Source organism: Sphingomonas sp. OV641 (assembly GCF_900109205.1).
Classification (GTDB): Bacteria; Pseudomonadota; Alphaproteobacteria; order Sphingomonadales; family Sphingomonadaceae; genus Sphingomonas.
This window is the reverse complement of the sequence record NZ_FNZB01000003.1, coordinates 315,550-333,068: the sequence shown is the minus strand read 5'-3', so window position 1 is coordinate 333,068 and position 17,519 is coordinate 315,550. Positions and strand designations below refer to the sequence as shown.

The window sequence follows — 17,519 nt, the reverse complement described above, 5'->3', positions numbered from 1 at the left end:
CCGGCGTTACGATCCTCATGAGCGAGGCTACCCTCGCCGCACCCTGGTGGAAGCGCGGCGTCATCTATCAGATCTATCCGCGGTCCTTCGCGGACTCGAACGGCGACGGCATCGGCGATCTCGCCGGCATCGCTGCCCGCCTGGATCATGTCGCCAGCCTCGGCGTGGACGCCATCTGGCTCTCCCCGATCTTCCCCTCCCCGATGGCCGATTTCGGCTATGACGTCGCCGATTACACCGGGGTCGAGCCGATGTTCGGCGATCTCGCTGCCTTTGATCGCCTGCTCGCCGCGGTCCACGCCCGCGGCCTCAGGCTGCTGCTCGATTTCGTCCCCAACCATTCCTCCACGGAGCACCCGTGGTTTGTGGAAAGCCGCTCATCGCGCGACAATCCGAAGCGCGATTGGTACATCTGGCGCGATCCCGCGCCCGGCGGCGGCCTGCCCAACAACTGGATCAGCGACATGGGCGGCCCGGCGTGGGAGCTCGATCCGGTGACCGGCCAATATTATCTCCACACCTTCCTGAAGGAACAGGCCGACCTCAACTGGCGCAACCCCGCTGTCGCGCAGGCGATGACCGACGTGATGCGCTTCTGGTTGGACCGCGGCGTGGACGGATTTCGCATCGACGTCCTCTGGCACATCGTGAAGGCCGAGGGGCTGCCCGACAACCCGGCCAACCCTGACTGGCGCGAGGGGCTCGCCGAAAAGCTCCGGGTCCTCCAGCACCATTCCACCGACCAGCCCGAGGCGCATGCCTTCACGCGGCAGTTTCGCCAGCTTGCCGACAGCTATGGCGACACCGCACTGGTCGGCGAGATCTTCCTACCCCGCGATCGCCTGATGCGCTGGTACGGGACGGAGGCGGAGCCCGGCGTCCACCTCCCCTTCAACTTCGAACTGATCGAGAATCCATGGGATCGCGACACGCTCGCCGCGCTGATCGCTGGCTATGATGCCGCCATTCCCGACCACGGCTGGCCGAATTGGGTGATCGGCAGCCATGATGCCGCGCGCATCGCCGCGCGCATTGGCGAGCGCCAAGCCCGCGTCGCCGCCATGTTGCTCCTCACCCTGCGCGGCACGCCGACGCTCTACCAGGGCGACGAGATCGGCATCGGCACCGTCGACATCCCGCCCCACCGCATCCGCGATCCGCAGGATCTGCGTCAGCCCGGCATGGGCCTTGGCCGTGATCGGTCGCGCACGCCAATGGCGTGGGATGCGTCCTCCAATGCCGGCTTCTCCACCGTCGAACCGTGGTTGCCGCTTCACCCCGATTGGCGCACCCGCAACGTCGCCGCGCAGGAGGAAGACCCGGCCTCGATGCTGCGGCTCTACCGCCGCCTTCTCGCCGCGCGCCGCGCCAGCCCCGCCCTCTCGTTGGGCCGCATGACACTGCGCGAGGCCGCGCCCGATATCCTCGCCTACGAGCGCCAGCACGGCGACGAGCGGCTGCTCGTCGTCCTCAATCTCGGCAGCGAGCCGCGCGAGGTAACGCTGCCTGGCGCCACTCGCCCCGGCCGGATCATCGTCGCGACCGGAACGCGAGACATGTTCGACGGCACGATCGATGCCGATGAGGCCTATGTCGTGGAGCTACTCGCCTGATGCGTATCGCCATGCTGTCGTCGATTTCCTGGTCGACGCCCCCGACCGGCTATGGCCCGTGGGAATTGGTGACGAGCCTGCTGACCGAGGCGCTGATCGCGCGCGGTGTCGACGTCACGCTCTTTGCCACCCGGAACTCGCACACCGCCGGCAGGCTGGAGGGCGTCGCCCCGCGCGGCTATTCCGAACCGCCGCACCTGGATGCCAAGGTCTGGGAGGCGATGCACATCGCGCACTGCATGGAACGCGCCGACGACTTTGACCTCATCCACAACCAGGCCGATTTCATGCCGCTCGCCTGGTCACGCCTGATCGACACGCCGATGCTGACAACGATCCACGGCTTCTCGTCCGAACGGATCGTGCCGGTGTACCAGCGCTACGACGACCACGTGCATTACGTCTCGATCAGCGACGCCGATCGCCACCCATCGCTCAGCTACGCCGCGACGATCCATCACGGCATTCCACTGGGCGATTTCCCGTTCGATGCGCAGGGCAGCGACGACCTGCTCTTCTTCGGCCGGATCCACCCCGATAAAGGCCCACACGCGGCCATCGCCGCTGCGCAACAGGCCGGCAAGCGCCTCATCATGGCCGGCCTGGTGCAGGACCAGGGTTATCACGAACGGGACGTGGCCCCGCACATCGACAATGACCGCGTGATCTTCCGCGGCGTGGTCGGTGGCGACACGCGAACCCGGGCGCTCGGCGAGGCCCGCGCGCTCCTCCACCTCATCGGCTTTGACGAACCCTTCGGCCTTTCGGTGGTGGAGGCAATGGCCTGCGGCACGCCGGTGATCGCCTTCAACCGCGGCTCCATGCCCGAGCTGATCGAACACGGCGTCACCGGCTTCCTCGTCGATACGGTGGAGGAAGCGGTGGAAGCCATCGCCCGCATCGGCGACATAGACCGCTCCGCCTGCCGGAAGCGGGTGGCGGAACGCTTCAGCGTGGAGCGGATGGCGGACGATTACATCAAGCTCTACGAACGCCTGATCGGGTGAGATGAGGCAGACTGTCCTTTCTTCAAGCCTCGCCGTCATCCCGGACTTGATCCGGGATCCATGGTGCCGCGAACGCTGTCGCTAGAGCGACAGGTGACAGCGCCCGGGGAGACTTGGATCCCGGATCAAGTCCGGGATGACGATCGGCCGGGACATGATTACGCTTCTCAACGAAGGTGGACAGGACGCCTCTCCCCCGCGACACTGCCAGCAAAAGCAGGAGAGCGAACCCCATGCCGCATTACGGCGACCTCCAGACCCAGATCTACGGCGCCGGCCTTTCCGGCATCGTCCCCACCCTGCCCGTCGATTTCGCGACGCTGGAGAAGCGTGCGCAGGCCGCGCTTCCGCCGCATGTCCTCACCTATGTCCAGGGCGGCTGCGGCGACGAGTTCACGCAGGACGAGAACGCCCGCGCCTTCCGCCATTGGGGCATGGTGCCGCGGATGATGGTCGACACCACGCATCGCGACCTTTCCACCTCGATCTTCGGTCTGTCGCTGCCATCGCCCGTATTCATGGCGCCGATCGGCGTCACCGGCATGATGACACAGGACCAGCACGGCGACCTCGCCGCCGCGCAGGGCTCCGCCGCCACCGGCGTCCCGCTCACCGCCTCCACCCTCTCCAACGATCCGCTCGAGGACGTCCACGCCGCCTGCGGCGACACGCCCGCCTTCTTCCAGCTCTACACGCCCCGCGACAAGGACCTGGCCGAAAGCCTCGTCTCGCGCGCGGAAAAGGCGGGGTATAAGGCGATCATCGTCACGCTCGACACCTGGGTCACCGGCTGGCGCCCGCGCGACCTCAACCCGTCCAACTTTCCGCAGCTGCGCGGCCACGTGCTGCAGAACTATTTCATCGATCCCCGCTTCCGCGCCATGCTGGGCGGCAAGGCGCCCGAGGAGGACCTTCGCACCGCCATCGGCACCTGGGGCGCCACGTTCGGCAAGGTGCTGACCTGGGACGACCTCCCCTGGCTGAAGTCGATCACCCGCCTGCCGATCGTCCTCAAGGGCATCTGCCACCCCGAAGACGCGCGCCGCGCGATCGACGGCGGCGCGGACGGCATCTACGTCTCCAACCATGGCGGGCGGCAGGCGAATGGCGGCATTGCGGCGATCGATATGCTGCCGGCGGTGGCTGAGGCGGTGGCCGGCCGCGTGCCGTTATTCTTCGACAGCGGCATCCGCTCCGGCACCGATGTGGTGAAGGCGATCGCGCTCGGCGCTGACATGGTCGGCATCGGCCGCCCCTACAGCTACGGCCTGGCGCTCGGCGGCGCGCAGGGCTGCGCCCATGTCCTGAAGTGCATTCTGGCGGAGGCGGACCTGCTGATGGCCGTCAACGGCTGGCCGACGCTGGCGGCAGTGCGTGAGGCCGGGGCGATCCGCACGGATCGGTAGCGGCACCAACGCCCTCCCCCGGACACCATCGTCATCCCGGACTCGATCCGGGATCCAACCAGCCGCGAGTGCTGCGCGCGCCAACCAGCCACAGCGTGCGCCGCACGATGGATCCCGGATCAAGTCCGGGATGACGATCCGGCAGGTGCCGCGCCCAACAAAAAGGGTCCCTCTCGCTGGGGAGAGGGATCCATTGTTAGCTGAGCTGGACCTTTCAGATCCCGACCAGGCCGCCGTCGGTGCGGGTGATCACGATCGTCGCCGAGCGCGGGCGGCTTGGCGTCGTCGGCGTTCCGGTCTGCGAGGCCGGCCAGCTCGACGTGATGTTGTCCGGTCCGCCGCCCTCACCCGGGTGCTGGATGTTGACGAACAGCGCCTTGCCGTCCGGCGTGGAGGTGATGCCGGTGATCTCGCACTCCTTCGGGCCGACCAGGAAGCGCTTCAGCGTCGCGCCGGGCGCCTTGCCGACGCGCGTCGTGGCCGTGCTGGTGCCAGCCGGCGTGGTGTTGGTGATCGTCTTGGTGCCACCGTCGCCGACCTTGCCGGGAATGGCAGCGAGCATCATGCAGTTGGTGACGTCGGTGTACGCACCGTCGTCGGTCTGCAGCCACATCACCGGATTGACCTGTCCCGCGACATTCGACGGCAGGCTGAACCACAGCCCGTCCGGCGATGAGAAGTCATTGGTGTCGTCGAGGCCCGACAGGTTGATGTTGTCCTTGTCCAGATCGCTGCCCGAGCCAAAGGCATAAACGTCCCAGGTGAACGCCGTCGCCTCGGTCGTGTCGCCATTTTCGCGGAAGCGAATGACATGTCCGTTGGCGTTGCCGGTGGTCGAGCGGCCATCGGTGCGCGGATCGACATAGGCGCGCGGATTGGCCGCATCGACGGTGGCGGGGGTGCGCGACGAATTGTTGGTGAGCGTGCAATACATCTCGCCATTCGCCGGGTTCACCGCGGTCCATTCCGGACGGTCCATCTTGGTCGCGCCCACCAGATCCGCCGCCAGGCGGGTGTTGACCAGCACGTCGGACTGGTCGGCGAACGGATAGGTGGCGTTGGCGCTGGTCAGCGGACCGGTGCCGAACACCAGCGGCAGCCACTGGCCAGTGCCGTCGGCATTCAGCTTCGCGACATAGAGCGTGCCCGTGTCGAGATATTTGTCACCGATCGCCAGGCGGTCGGCGGCATTCGCATCGGCCGCCGTCCATGCCGTCGCGGAAACGAACTTGTAGATATACTCGCCCTGCGCGTCGTCACCCATGTAGAAGGCCGGCTTCACGCCCGCGATCATGCGGCCCGGGCCGACGCCTTCGTGGTTCATGCGGCCAAGCGCGGTGCGCTTGCGCGGCGTGGAGGCGGGGTCATAGGGGTCGATCTCGACGATCCAGCCGTATTGGAACGCTTCGTTGCGGAAGTCCTGCGTGCCGTCCGATGCCGCACCGGCGGTGGCGGTAATGTTCCACTTGCGGAACAGCGTGTTGGACGAATCCGCCGGGGTCACCGTGGTCCAGCCGTAATTGCCGGCGCGGCCTTCGGAGATGCCGTAGCGGGCCAGGCTGGTGTTCTGCTTGGCCTGGCCGGCGGTGACGCGGACGGCCGCGTCGCCGCGATCGCGCCGGAAATATCCGGCCCAATTTTCTTCCGCCGTTGCATAGGTGCCCCAGGGCATCGTCCCGTTGGCGCAATTGTTGATGGTGCCCCGGCCCTTGGTGGCGTCGGTGGAATAGACGGTGCGCAGCAGCACATTGCCCTTTGCCGGGCCGCTGAACGCCATGGGCGTGTTCGGGGTGATGCGGCGGTTGAGCGCCGACGCCTGGACATAGCTCCACGCGGAAGCGCCGCGCGTTACTTCGATCACCGAAACGCCGTGCGCTTCGATTTCCTTGATCGCTTCCGCCTCCGGGCGCACGCCGCCCGTGTTCGTCGGCCCGCGCGAGTGCAGGTAGCTTTCGGTGATATTCTCGTGGTTCAGCACCAGCACGCCGCGCGTGCTGCTGGACGCGTCGCGCGTCGCGCCACTGGCAGCCAGGCCGAAGAAGCTCATGCCATCGTGATGGTCGCCCGCCCGCGCGCCGAAGTTCGTGTCCGAACCGTCATTGGCATAAGCGGGAGTGTTGGCATTGATGGGATCGCCCAGGCGATACAGCACCGTCACGGCATAGCCGGCCGGCACGGTGACCAGGTCGTTGCGGTTCTTCGCCACCGCGGTGAAGTCCAGCGTTGCCGGGGATACGGTGACGGTGGTGTCGGCCGTTGCCGTGTCGCCGATGCCGGTCGCGCCGGTGAAGCGGAAGACGAGCGGCGTCGCCGCGCTCACGGCGGGCGCCGTGAAGCTGGCGGTGGCGGTGTTGGCGTTGGTCAGCGTCACGGTCGGGCCGCTCACCTGCGTCCAGCCCACGGTGCGCGCGGTGGAGCTTGCGGTGCCCTGCAGCGTCACCGTCTTACCGGCGGTCGCCGTGGCCGACTGGCCGGTCGACACCGAGACGCTCTCGCGCTGCAGAAGGTCGTCGTCATCGTCGCAGCCCGCCAGCAGCACGCCGCCGAACACCGCCGTCGTCATCGCGGTCAACCCGCCACGCAGCGTTTGCCGGCGCGAATAACGCTGGGCGATCAGTTCGTTCAGATGCGGGTTGGCGGCATTGTTGGTGTCGATGTCGCCATCGTCATAGGTGAAGCGCGAGTCGGTCATGGTTCCCCCAATTATCAAAGGCTTTGAAGCGCCTCTGGCGGGGGCGAGTGACGGCCGCATGGCACGGCCGCGACGAATCGATTGCGGTTTCATGCCATTTTGAAGACACTTGACGTGGCGCGTCATTCCGCTAAAGGGCGCCGCTTGCCGTACCCCTCTGGTGTGCGGCGCCGTCCGAGACAGCGGGTGGGTGTTCGCGCCCTTAATGCCCCGCCGAGACGGGGACAGGATTTCACCGCAGCGCGTCCGCGTGCTCCGGTCTGCCGCATGGCCTGGCCATGCGACGCTTCCCATTCCCCATCGCTCGGGTCCCATCAAAGTCATACTTTGGTGGGGTGCCCTTGGACAACTATCTGCGGCGTCTGCCGCAGGTGGATCGTAACCGGCCGCAGCCTTCGGGGTGCGGTCAAAGTGTGGAGAATGGCATGGATCGTGCTCAAAAGGCCGCAGCCGTCGCCGAACTCAAGCAGACCTTCTCCGAGGTCGGCGTGGTGGTCGTCACCCGCAACCTCGGCCTCACCGTCGCCCAGTCGACGCAGCTGAGGACGAAGATGCGCGAGGCCGGCGCCGTCTACAAGGTCTCGAAGAACAAGCTTGCCAAGATCGCGCTCGACGGCACCGACTATAACGAGCTTGGTGACATGTTCACCGGCCCGGTCGGTCTCGCGACTTCGGTCGATCCCGTTGCGGCTGCCAAGGTAGCCGTGGAATTCGCCAAGACGACCGACAAGTTCGAGATCGTCGGCGGCGGAATGGGTGCGACCAAGCTCGACGTGGCAGGCGTTCAGGCGCTTGCGACGATGCCGTCGCTGGACGAGCTCCGGGCGAAGATCGTCGGTCTCATCGTGGCTCCGGCCACGAAGCTGGCGACCATCACCCAGGCGCCCGCCGCGCAGATCGCGCGCGTGCTTGCAGCTTACTCGGAAAAGGAAGCCGCCTGATCCTTCAGGCAGCATCGTTTCATTCGATCGATTTAAAGGAAGACTATCATGGCAGACCTGAACGCGCTGGTTGACCAGCTGTCCGAACTGACCGTCCTCGAGGCGGCTGAGCTCTCGAAGCTCCTCGAAGAGAAGTGGGGCGTCTCGGCCGCAGCAGCGGTTGCAGCAGCTCCGGCAGCTGGTGGCGGCGCAGCTGCTCCGGCCGCTGAAGAGAAGACCGAGTTCGACGTGATCCTCACCGGCGACGGTGGCAAGAAGATCAACGTCATCAAGGAAGTCCGCGCGATCACCGGCCTTGGCCTGACCGAAGCGAAGACCCTCGTCGAGGGCGCGCCGAAGCCGATCAAGGAAGGCGTTTCGAAGGACGAGGCCGAGAAGGTCAAGAAGCAGCTCGAGGAAGCCGGCGCGACCGTCGAGCTCAAGTAAGCCGCTGTGCGGGCGCGCGCTGCCTGGCAGCGCGCCTCGCACAAGGCCGGCCGATGTCGCGGGACTCGTTCCCCTGATGGCCGACTTGAAAGAAAGGGCGGCGCCTTCGCGGGTGCCGCCTTTTTCTTGTCCGCTCCACCTCTTCCCTGTGCCGCCGCGGCAGTAACCCCGCCGCAACCACTGGGGCGATAGTGCCGCGCGAGTGATCACCGGCACCCTCTCCTTCTCCGCGCCGCGCCGAATGCCGCTGCGGCCATGGCTGGCGATCGCGTTCGTCGCCGCCGCCGCGCTGATCCAGCAATCACTTTCCGCGCTGAACTGCGACGTTTCCTGGCTCATCACCATCGCCGAGCGACTGCTCGATGGCGCCCGGCTGTATCGCGATATCGAGGAGGTGAACCCGCCCGCCTCGGTCCTGCTCTACGTGCCGGCGGTCGCGCTCGCGCAGGCGCTCGGTCTCCGCCCGGAAGCGCTGACGGTTGCGATGGTGGCCGTGCTGGCGCTCCTTTCCGTGCGCCACGCCCGCCGCATCCTGCCACCGCTGCCCGCCCGGGCCACGCTGGTCAGCGCCGCATGCGCCTTCATCCTCCTCATCCTGCCCGCAGACCTGTTCGCGCAGCGCGAACACATCGCCCTTCTCGCGGGCCTCCCCATGCTCGCGGTGATCGTCAGCCGATCGTTGGCCCTGCCGGTCCGCGCCGCCGACGCCCGCTCGGCCGGCATCGCGGGGGGGATCATGGTCGTCATCAAGCCTCACCTCATCCTCGCGCTTGCTCTGCCCGCGCTCTGGTCGGCGCTCCGGCGGCGCAGCCTTGATGCGGCACGCGCGCCCGAATGGATCACCCTGGCGCTGGTCTGCGCCGGCTACCTCCTCCTCGTGCTGCTCGCCTTTCCTGAGTATTTCACCCACATGCTGCCGCTGCTCCGACTGGTGTACCTGCCGGGGCGCGACAGCTGGCATCATCTCCTCACCGGCACGATGGTAACGATCCCCGCGACCGCGGCAGTACTCACCTTCTGGCTCGCACGGGCCCGCCCGTCCGAACCCGCGATTGTCGCGCTACTCGCCGCCGCCGGCTTCGCTCTCGCCGGACTGGTGCAGGGCAAGGGCTATCTCAACCACGGCTATCCCGCGGTCGCGTCAGCGCTCCTCGCAATCACGCTGGAACTGGCGCGGCCCGGCAAGGCGCGCGCCTTTGGTGCGCTCTGCGCCGCCACCCTCGCGCTGTTCGCGACCTACAGCTACGCCCGCGTGCCGCAGCCGACCGCCCTGCGCGATGCGGTGCAGCGGCTCGGGCCATCCCATCCGAAGCTGATCGGCGTCTCGTTCGATTTCTCGCTCGGACATCCGCTCACCCGCTGGGTCGACGGCACATGGGTCGGCACGCGGGGGAACCAATGGGCGACGGGCAATGCATGGCAGCAACTGGAGAGCCCGGCGCTCTCCCCCGCCGCACGACGCGCATATGAACAAGCCGAACGGGCCGACGCCGCGCTGCTTGCGGCCGATATCATCCGGTATCGCCCCGATATCGTCCTGGTGGACGAGGTTCCCGGGCCGACCTGGATCGCCCGCCATCCCCCGCTGGCACGGGCCATGCAGCGCTACCGACCCGGCGCCCGCGTCGCCAACATCACCTTGTGGACACCGCGCTGACGGCGCAGAACTGATGCCTGCTCACCATTGCCCGCTGTGCGGGCGTACGCCGACAGCATCGAACATCCGGCCCGGCTGATCGAGCCAGAACGGCCCCAGCTTCGCCTGTCCCGGCCGCTCGATGCCCAGCGCGTGAACCGACACCGTCTGCCCGCCAGCGTGAAGCGCACGGATCGCCACCACGGGCACGAACATCGGCCGCCCGCCCGCCTGAAGCACGGTGATCGACTCGCGCGCCATCGTCACCAGCGTTCGCACGCGACGGCTTTCGCCGGGTGCCAGGTCGAACGGCGGCGCAGCCGGCCGCGGCACTGGCCCTGCGAACATCGCCGCGATGGCCGCATCCTGATTGGGCTGCGCGCTGGCAAGCCGCACGTCCAGCGTCACGCCGCGTGCCGGCACGTCCGACGCGTTGCGCACCTCGACTGTAAGGTCAGCCGTTGCCGTGATCATGTTGATGCCCGCGCGGCGCACCACCGGCGCCTCAAGCTCGAGCCGCGCGGGCGGCACCTTGTCCGACACATCCAGGAACCGCGGCGCTGCGGCAGCTGGCACGGCAGCCATGGGCGGCACCGGCTCAGCAGGTCGCGGCTCCGCCGGCGACTGTTCGACCACCAACTCTTCTTCCGCGGCCGGATCTACCGGCGCCGCGTCGAACGGCTCGTCGGGCGCAGGCAGCGCCTCCGGTCGTGCCGATCGACGCCGCCACGCAAAGAGCGCCGCCCCCACCAGCAGGATCGCGCCGATCAGCACCCCCCAAAGCCAATTCAGTCGCTCATTGGAAGGCGCCGGCTCGGGCAGGATCACGGCGGGCGCCGCCTCGGCGACTGGCGCCGGTTCAGGCGTAACACCCTCTGCCGGTAACGCCTCTGGCAAGGGCGAAGGAACAGGGGCCGGCTCTACGGCGCGGGTCGGCGTAACCCCAGGCGCGGCAGTGGCGCGGGGCACGGGAGCCGGCGCGCGCGTCGCCGTCGGTGCCGGCGTGGCGGTCGGAGTCGCACGCGGGCGCGGCGCCTCTGCGCGCGGCGGAGGTGGCGGCACCACCAGCGGCACCGCAGCGGTCGGGGTCGGGGTCGGCGTTGGTGTCGGAGGGGGCAGCGGGATCGGCTGGGCACGCGGCGGCGTTTCGGGCAGGCTGAAATTGCCCACGTCCGGTATCGTCGTTGGCGGCACCTGCGCGCTTGCCACCCCGGCCACGCAAAGCGCCGCCGCTCCGGCTGCCCACCGCATCTTCATCACCCCTGCCATGCTCATTGCGCTACTCGTGCGAACCTGAACGCCGGACAACCAATTACGGGCGCGGCGCTGTCCGCGCGTCACCCACCACCGGCAGCCACACTGCGCTTGCCTGCGCGCCGCCGCGCGACAGCGTCACGGTCGCCTTCTGATAATCCTCCTTCTTCGCCAGGAAGATGTTCGGCACATATTTCTGCGGATTGCGATCATAGAGCGGGAACAGCGACGACTGGACCTGAACCATGATCCGGTGGCCCGGCTTGAACACATGGTTCACCGTCGGCAGGCGGAAGCGATAGCGCTGCACCTTCCCCGCCGGGATCGGCGTCGGCTTGTCGAAGCTGTCGCGATAACGGCCACGGAAGATGTCGAGGCTGATCGGCAGCTGATATCCGCCCTTCTTCGGCTCGTTCGGGTAATCGTCCGGATAGACGTCAATCACCTTCACCACGAAGTCGCCGTCGGTGCCGGTCGTCTTGGCGAATATGTCCGCCATCGGCGCGCCCGACACCCGTACTGCCTGGGTCAGCGGAGCGGTCTCGTACGTCATCACATCGGTGCGGCCATCCACCGATCGCTGGTCGGACACCAGCCACGCGCCCCAGCGCCCGTCACCGAAATTCACCGGGCGCGGCAGGTGCGGCACCGGCTTGTCCGGATCGGAGACATAGCTATCACCACCCGCCTGCCCCTTCTGAAATCCCAGGGCGCCGTTCTCACCCAGATAGATCGGGGTCATGGGGGCCGCACAACCGGTGTCACAGGCCAGCGGCCATTGCGACAGCTTATCCCAGCGGTTGTCCCCGGTGTTGTAGATCAGCGCCTGCGGCGGGGTGAAGGCCGGCTTCCCGTCACGCAGATATTGGTCGAAGAACGGAAAGAGATAATCCTCTCGCCACTCGGTAGCCGTATCGCCGTTCCACTTGAAGTCGCCCAGGGAGGAGCCGTCGTAATTCGCCTGGCTGTGCCGCCATGGCCCCATCACCAGGAAGTTGTTCCCCGCCTTCCCTTTCGCCTTCAGCGCCTCCCAGGTGGTGATGGCGCCGTACATATCCTCCTGATCGAACAGCCCCTGTTCCCACATGGTCGGCACGTTGGAGGGATTGGCCGCAATCAGCTTATCGAGCGCCTGCCCCTGCCAGAAGCCGTCATAGGCCGGGTGCGCCACCATCCGCTGCCAGTAAGGCAGGTCGGCATAGCCGGACTGCGTCGCCCATGCGCCCGCAGACCCGACCCGGCGGAACTGCTCGTAATCGTCATAGATGCCGGAAACACGCTCCGATCCCGCGCCCTTGAAGCCGGTCTGCTTGCCCAGCCACGCGATGTTCGCCAGCCGGAACGCGCCGTAATGGAACCAGTCGTCTCCCATCCAGCCGTCGATCATCGGGCTCTCCGGCGCAGCCACCTTCAGCGCGGGGTGCGGGTTCAAGAGCGCCATGACGACGGTGAACCCCTCATAGGAAGAGCCCAGCATTCCCACGCGGCCGTTCGTTTCCGGCAGGTTCGCCTTGTTCACCAGCCAGTCGATCGTGTCATAGGCGTCGGTGACGTGATCGACCTTGGTCTGGTTGAGCGGGCCGATCACCGGTCGAGTCACGACGTAATCGCCTTCGGAGCCATATTTGCCGCGGATGTCCTGAAATACGCGGATGTACCCAGCGCGCACGAACGGCTCGTCACCCTGCGGCAGCAAGGACGCCATGTTCGGGCTGTTCGCCACCCGGTTGGCCCGGCCCGCCGCATTGTAGGGCGTGCGCGTCAGCAGGATCGGCGCATTGGTTGCGCCCTTGGGAATGATGATCACGGTGAACAGCTTGGTCCCGTCGCGCATCGGGATCATCACCTCGCGGCGCACATAGTCGCGTGCGTCGACGGGATAGGCGAAGCTCGCCGGAACATCGCCGGTCGCCGGCGGCGTCTGCTGCGCCATGACAGGCGTAAGCGCCAGCGTGGCGCCGGCAAGCAGCAACAGTCTCTTCATGTGCGCGCCCCTCTTCCAATCACCCTCGTCATCCCCGCGCCAGGCAAAGATCCTTTCGCACACGTCTCTCGCCAGTCGAGAAGATCGCGGTCATGGATCCCTGCCCTTGCCGGAAAGACGGACAAGATGGCGGCGATACGCGCCTTGCGGCTCGACAATCAACAGCATCGGCATTGCCCCGCTGGTTGACGATCTCCAACACCGGGCCTATATCCGGCCGATCACCACAGCTTCGGGAAATGACATGGCCTCGCGCACCGTGTCGAACGGATGGAAGTCAGTGGTTTCATAAGACGCTTCAAGGCTGCCGTTTGTATCCTCGATACAGAACGAGCGGCCTTTTGGCGTCTTGTCCTGCGCCCGGACGAATTAGACCAAGGCAGACAGCTACATGGCAACCAAGGCGATCGAAGGCGGCACCGCAAAGCGCCGTATCCGCAAGGTCTTCGGCAACATCCACGAAGTGGTGCAGATGCCGAACCTCATCGAGGTGCAGCGCGAAAGCTACGAACAGTTCCTGCGGTCCGATCCGTCGATCGGCTATGTTTCGGGTCTCGAGAAGACGCTGCGCAGCGTGTTCCCGATCCGCGACTTCGCCGGCACGGCGGAGCTGGACTTCGTGAACTACGAGCTCGAACCGCCCAAGTTCGACGTTGAGGAGTGCCGCCAGCGTGGCATCACCTATGCCGCGCCGATGCGCGTCACGCTGCGCCTGATCGTGTTCGAGGTGGATCCCGATACGGAAACCCGCTCGGTGCTCGATATTAAGGAGCAGGACGTCTACATGGGCGACATGCCGCTGATGACGGAGAACGGCACGTTCTTCATCAACGGCACCGAGCGCGTGATCGTCAGCCAGATGCACCGTTCGCCGGGCGTGCTGTTCGATCACGATCGCGGCAAGACGCACGCGTCGGGCAAGTATCTCTTCGCCGCCCGCGTGATCCCGTACCGTGGCTCGTGGCTCGACTTCGAGTTCGATGCCAAGGACATCGTCAACGTCCGTATCGACCGCAAGCGCAAGCTGCCGGTCACGGCGCTGCTCTACGCGCTTGGCCTCAACAGCGAGGAAATCCTCAACCACTTCTACAACCGCGTCACCTATGTGCGTGGCGAAGGTGGCTGGCGCATTCCGTTCGCGGCCGAGAATTGGCGCGGCGTGAAGCCCACTTTCGATCTGATTGACGCCAATTCGGGCGAAGTGGTGTTCCCCGCGGGCACCAAGGTGACCCCGCGCGCCGCCAACAAGGCGGCCAAGGACGGCCTCACCGACCTGCTCATTCCGACCGAGGAAATCTACGGCCGCTATTCGGCTTACGACCTCATCAACGAGGGCACCGGCGAGATTTACGTCGAGGCTGGTGACGAGATCGGCCCGGACAACCTCGAGAAGCTGGATCGTGCGGGCATCGACCGTATCGAGCTGCTCGACATTGACCATGTCACCACCGGTCCGTGGATCCGCAACACGCTCAAGGCCGACAAGGCCGAAGAGCGCGAGCAGGCACTGTCCGACATCTATCGCGTGATGCGCCCCGGCGAGCCGCCGACGCTGGAGACGGCGGAGTCGCTGTTCGCCGGTCTGTTCTTCGATCCGGATCGCTACGACCTCTCGGCCGTCGGTCGCGTCAAGCTCAACATGCGTCTCGACCTCGATGCCGAGGACACGGTGACGACGCTGCGCACCGAAGACATCCTTGCGGTCGTGAAGACCCTGGTCGACCTGAAGGACGGCAAGGGCGAGATCGACGACATCGACAATCTCGGCAACCGTCGCGTCCGCTCGGTGGGCGAGCTGCTCGAGAACCAGTATCGCGTCGGCCTACTCCGCATGGAGCGCGCGGTGAAGGAGCGCATGAGCTCGGTGGACGTGTCCACCGTCATGCCGAACGACCTGATCAACGCGAAGCCGGCGGTGGCCGCGGTGCGCGAGTTCTTCGGTTCGTCGCAGCTGTCGCAGTTCATGGATCAGACCAACCCGCTCTCCGAAGTGACGCACAAGCGCCGCGTTTCGGCGCTCGGGCCGGGCGGTCTGACCCGTGAACGCGCCGGCTTCGAAGTCCGTGACGTTCACCCGACCCACTATGGCCGTATCTGCCCGATCGAGACGCCGGAAGGCCCGAACATCGGTCTGATCAACTCGCTGTCGACCTTCGCGCGGGTCAACAAGTATGGCTTCATCGAGACGCCGTACCGCCGCGTGGTGGACGGCAAGGTGACGGGCGAGGTCGTGTACCTCTCCGCCATGGAGGAGCAGAAGCACACCGTCGCGCAGGCGAACGCCGAGCTCGACGGAGACGGCCGGTTCACTGAGGAGCTGATCTCGGCGCGTCAGGCGGGCGAGTTCCTGATGGCGCTGCCCGAGACGATCACGCTGATGGACGTGTCGCCCAAGCAGCTCGTGTCTGTCGCCGCCTCGCTGATTCCGTTCCTGGAGAACGACGACGCGAACCGCGCGCTGATGGGCTCGAACATGCAGCGTCAGGCCGTGCCGCTGGTGAAGGCGGAAGCGCCCTTCGTCGGCACCGGCATGGAAGAGACGGTCGCGCGCGACTCCGGCGCCGCCATCTCGGCCCGCCGCGCCGGCATCGTCGACCAGGTCGATGCAAGCCGCATCGTGATCCGCGCGACCGGTCAGGTCGATGCGGGCAAGTCTGGCGTCGACATCTACACGCTGATGAAGTTCCAACGTTCGAACCAGTCGACCTGCATCAACCAGCGTCCGCTGGTGAAGGTGGGCGACGTGGTCAACGCCGGTGACATCCTCGCCGACGGTCCGTCGACGGAGTTCGGCGAGCTGGCGCTCGGCCGCAACGCGCTCGTCGCGTTCATGCCGTGGAACGGCTACAACTACGAGGACTCGATCCTCATCTCCGAGCGGATCGTGAAGGACGACGTGTTCACGTCGATCCACATCGACGAGTTCGAGGTGATGGCCCGCGACACCAAGCTCGGGCCGGAGGACATCACGCGCGACATCCCCAACGTCGGTGAGGAAGCCCTGCGCAACCTCGACGAGGCGGGCATCGTGTACGTGGGTGCCGAGGTCGAGCCGGGCGACATCCTGGTGGGCAAGATCACGCCCAAGGGTGAAAGCCCGATGACGCCGGAAGAGAAGCTGCTGCGCGCCATCTTCGGTGAAAAGGCCAGCGACGTGCGCGACACCTCGCTGCGCCTGCCGCCGGGCGTTGCCGGCACGATCGTGGACGTGCGCGTCTTCAATCGTCACGGCATCGACAAGGACGAGCGCGCGATGGCGATCGAGCGCGAAGAGATCGAGCGCCTGAAGAAGGACTCGGACGACGAGCGCACGATCCTCAATCGGGCGACCTGGAGCCGCCTTCGCGAAATGCTGATCGGTCAGACCGCCACGGCGGTGCCGAAGGGCGGCCCCAAGAAGGGTGCCGTGATCGACCAGGATGCGCTCGACAGCGTCGACCGCCATGAATGGTGGAAGTTCGCCGTCGCCGACGATCAGGTCCAGTCGGATCTGGAAGCGGTCAAGGCGCAGTATGACGAGGCCGCGAAGCTCATCAAGGAGAAGTTCGAGGACCGTCGCGAGAAGCTGGAGCGGGGCGACGAGCTGCCGCCGGGCGTGCTCAAGATGGTCAAGGTCTTCGTCGCGGTGAAGCGCAAGCTGCAGCCGGGTGACAAGATGGCCGGCCGCCACGGCAACAAGGGCGTCATCAGCCGCATCCTGCCGGTGGAGGACATGCCGTTCCTCGCCGACGGAACGCCGGTCGATCTCGTGCTGAACCCGCTGGGCGTGCCGTCGCGCATGAACGTCGGGCAGATCTTCGAGACTCACCTCGGCTGGGCCGCCCGCGGCCTGGGCCAGCAGGTGGCGCAGCAGCTTGAGGAGTGGCGCGAGGCCAATCCGGATGCCGCCGCGGGCGCAATGCCCGAAGCGGTCAAGGATCGCCTCAAGACGATCTACGGCGAGCATTATGCCGACGAGATCGAGGCGCGCGACGCCACCGGCATCATTGAGCTGGCGAACAACCTGAAGCCTGGCATTCCGATGGGCACCCCGGTGTTCGACGGCGCGGTGGAGCAGGACGTCGCCAACATGCTGGAGCTGGCGGGTCTCGATCCGTCGGGTCAGTCGGATCTGTTCGACGGGCGCACCGGCGATCAGTTCGATCGCAAGGTGACGGTGGGCATCATCTACATGCTCAAGCTGCACCACCTTGTGGACGACAAGATCCACGCGCGTTCGATCGGGCCGTACAGCCTCGTCACCCAGCAGCCGCTGGGCGGTAAGGCGCAGTTCGGCGGCCAGCGCTTCGGTGAAATGGAGGTCTGGGCGCTGCAGGCTTACGGTGCTGCGTACACGCTCCAGGAAATGCTGACGGTGAAGTCCGACGACGTGGTCGGCCGCACCAAGGTCTATGAGGCGATCGTCAAGGGCGACGACACGTTCGAGGCCGGCATTCCGGAGAGCTTCAACGTGCTCGTCAAGGAAATGCGCTCGCTGGGTCTCAACGTCGAGCTGAAGAGCCACGAGGAAGCCGACGATGGCGACCTCGCCGAGGCGGCGGAGTAAGCACAAGCAATCTC

10 protein-coding genes are annotated in these 17,519 nt (G+C 66.4%); 7 read left to right on the top strand and 3 right to left on the bottom strand.

The genetic code is table 11. The features are described 5' to 3' along the window. The first annotated feature begins 17 nt into the window (after positions 1–17). The 3 genes from BMX36_RS15510 to BMX36_RS15500 all read left to right on the top strand — a co-directional run bounded on the left by BMX36_RS15510 (position 18) and on the right by BMX36_RS15500 (position 4,026). Positions 18–1,613, top strand: a complete 1,596-nt coding sequence (locus BMX36_RS15510; protein WP_093066825.1) for an alpha-amylase family glycosyl hydrolase — start codon at positions 18–20, stop codon at positions 1,611–1,613. Further along, complete coding sequence (locus BMX36_RS15505) at positions 1,613–2,620, top strand: glycosyltransferase family 4 protein (protein WP_093066823.1); 1,008 nt, start codon at positions 1,613–1,615, stop codon at positions 2,618–2,620. Before BMX36_RS15510 ends, BMX36_RS15505 begins: the two co-directional genes overlap by 1 nt. A gap of 233 nt (positions 2,621–2,853) precedes the next feature. Further along, positions 2,854–4,026 (top strand): alpha-hydroxy-acid oxidizing protein, encoded by a 1,173-nt coding sequence (locus tag BMX36_RS15500; RefSeq protein WP_093066821.1) that lies wholly within the window; start codon positions 2,854–2,856, stop codon positions 4,024–4,026. 214 nt (positions 4,027–4,240) lie between these two features. Here BMX36_RS15500 and BMX36_RS15495 read toward each other — a convergent pair whose 3' ends face one another. Further along, positions 4,241–6,718, bottom strand: a complete 2,478-nt coding sequence (locus BMX36_RS15495; protein WP_093066819.1) for a PhoX family protein — start codon at positions 6,716–6,718, stop codon at positions 4,241–4,243. Positions 6,719–7,143: 425 nt separating this feature from the next. On the opposite strand from BMX36_RS15495, the gene rplJ reads away from it, so the two are divergent. From rplJ to BMX36_RS15480, 3 genes are all read left to right on the top strand, one after another. Continuing rightward, entirely contained in the window at positions 7,144–7,659 is a 516-nt protein-coding gene (gene rplJ / locus BMX36_RS15490; protein ID WP_066781252.1) for a 50S ribosomal protein L10, read from the top strand. A gap of 48 nt (positions 7,660–7,707) precedes the next feature. Then, positions 7,708–8,085 (top strand): 50S ribosomal protein L7/L12, encoded by a 378-nt coding sequence (gene rplL, locus BMX36_RS15485; protein ID WP_066781235.1) that lies wholly within the window; start codon positions 7,708–7,710, stop codon positions 8,083–8,085. A 202-nt stretch (positions 8,086–8,287) separates the two neighbouring features. Then, complete coding sequence (locus BMX36_RS15480; RefSeq protein WP_177179174.1) at positions 8,288–9,742, top strand: hypothetical protein; 1,455 nt, start codon at positions 8,288–8,290, stop codon at positions 9,740–9,742. A 21-nt stretch (positions 9,743–9,763) separates the two neighbouring features. Here the strand turns inward: BMX36_RS15480 and BMX36_RS21350 are convergent, their stop codons facing one another. After that, positions 9,764–10,978: a hypothetical protein gene (locus BMX36_RS21350; protein WP_143058584.1), complete on the bottom strand. Its 1,215-nt coding sequence runs from the start codon at positions 10,976–10,978 to the stop codon at positions 9,764–9,766. A 55-nt stretch (positions 10,979–11,033) separates the two neighbouring features. Continuing rightward, positions 11,034–12,959, bottom strand: a complete 1,926-nt coding sequence (locus tag BMX36_RS15465; RefSeq protein WP_093067037.1) for a CocE/NonD family hydrolase — start codon at positions 12,957–12,959, stop codon at positions 11,034–11,036. A 391-nt stretch (positions 12,960–13,350) separates the two neighbouring features. Between BMX36_RS15465 and rpoB the strand changes: the two genes are divergently transcribed. Further along, positions 13,351–17,505, top strand: a complete 4,155-nt coding sequence (rpoB, locus tag BMX36_RS15460) for a DNA-directed RNA polymerase subunit beta (RefSeq protein ID WP_093066811.1) — start codon at positions 13,351–13,353, stop codon at positions 17,503–17,505. The last annotated feature ends 14 nt before the right edge of the window (positions 17,506–17,519 follow it).

Excerpts from the sequence above, each read along its gene's own strand:
- BMX36_RS15510 (WP_093066825.1), top strand. The coding sequence starts at position 18 with ATGAGCGAGGCTACCCTCGCCGCACCCTGGTGGAAGCGCGGCGTCATC.
- BMX36_RS15505 (WP_093066823.1), top strand. The coding sequence starts at position 1,613 with ATGCGTATCGCCATGCTGTCGTCGATTTCCTGGTCGACGCCCCCGACC.
- BMX36_RS15500 (WP_093066821.1), top strand. The coding sequence starts at position 2,854 with ATGCCGCATTACGGCGACCTCCAGACCCAGATCTACGGCGCCGGCCTT.
- BMX36_RS15495 (WP_093066819.1), bottom strand. The coding sequence starts at position 6,718 with ATGACCGACTCGCGCTTCACCTATGACGATGGCGACATCGACACCAAC.
- rplJ (WP_066781252.1), top strand. The coding sequence starts at position 7,144 with ATGGATCGTGCTCAAAAGGCCGCAGCCGTCGCCGAACTCAAGCAGACC.
- rplL (WP_066781235.1), top strand. The coding sequence starts at position 7,708 with ATGGCAGACCTGAACGCGCTGGTTGACCAGCTGTCCGAACTGACCGTC.
- BMX36_RS21350 (WP_143058584.1), bottom strand. The coding sequence starts at position 10,978 with ATGAAGATGCGGTGGGCAGCCGGAGCGGCGGCGCTTTGCGTGGCCGGG.
- BMX36_RS15465 (WP_093067037.1), bottom strand. The coding sequence starts at position 12,959 with ATGAAGAGACTGTTGCTGCTTGCCGGCGCCACGCTGGCGCTTACGCCT.
- rpoB (WP_093066811.1), top strand. The coding sequence starts at position 13,351 with ATGGCAACCAAGGCGATCGAAGGCGGCACCGCAAAGCGCCGTATCCGC.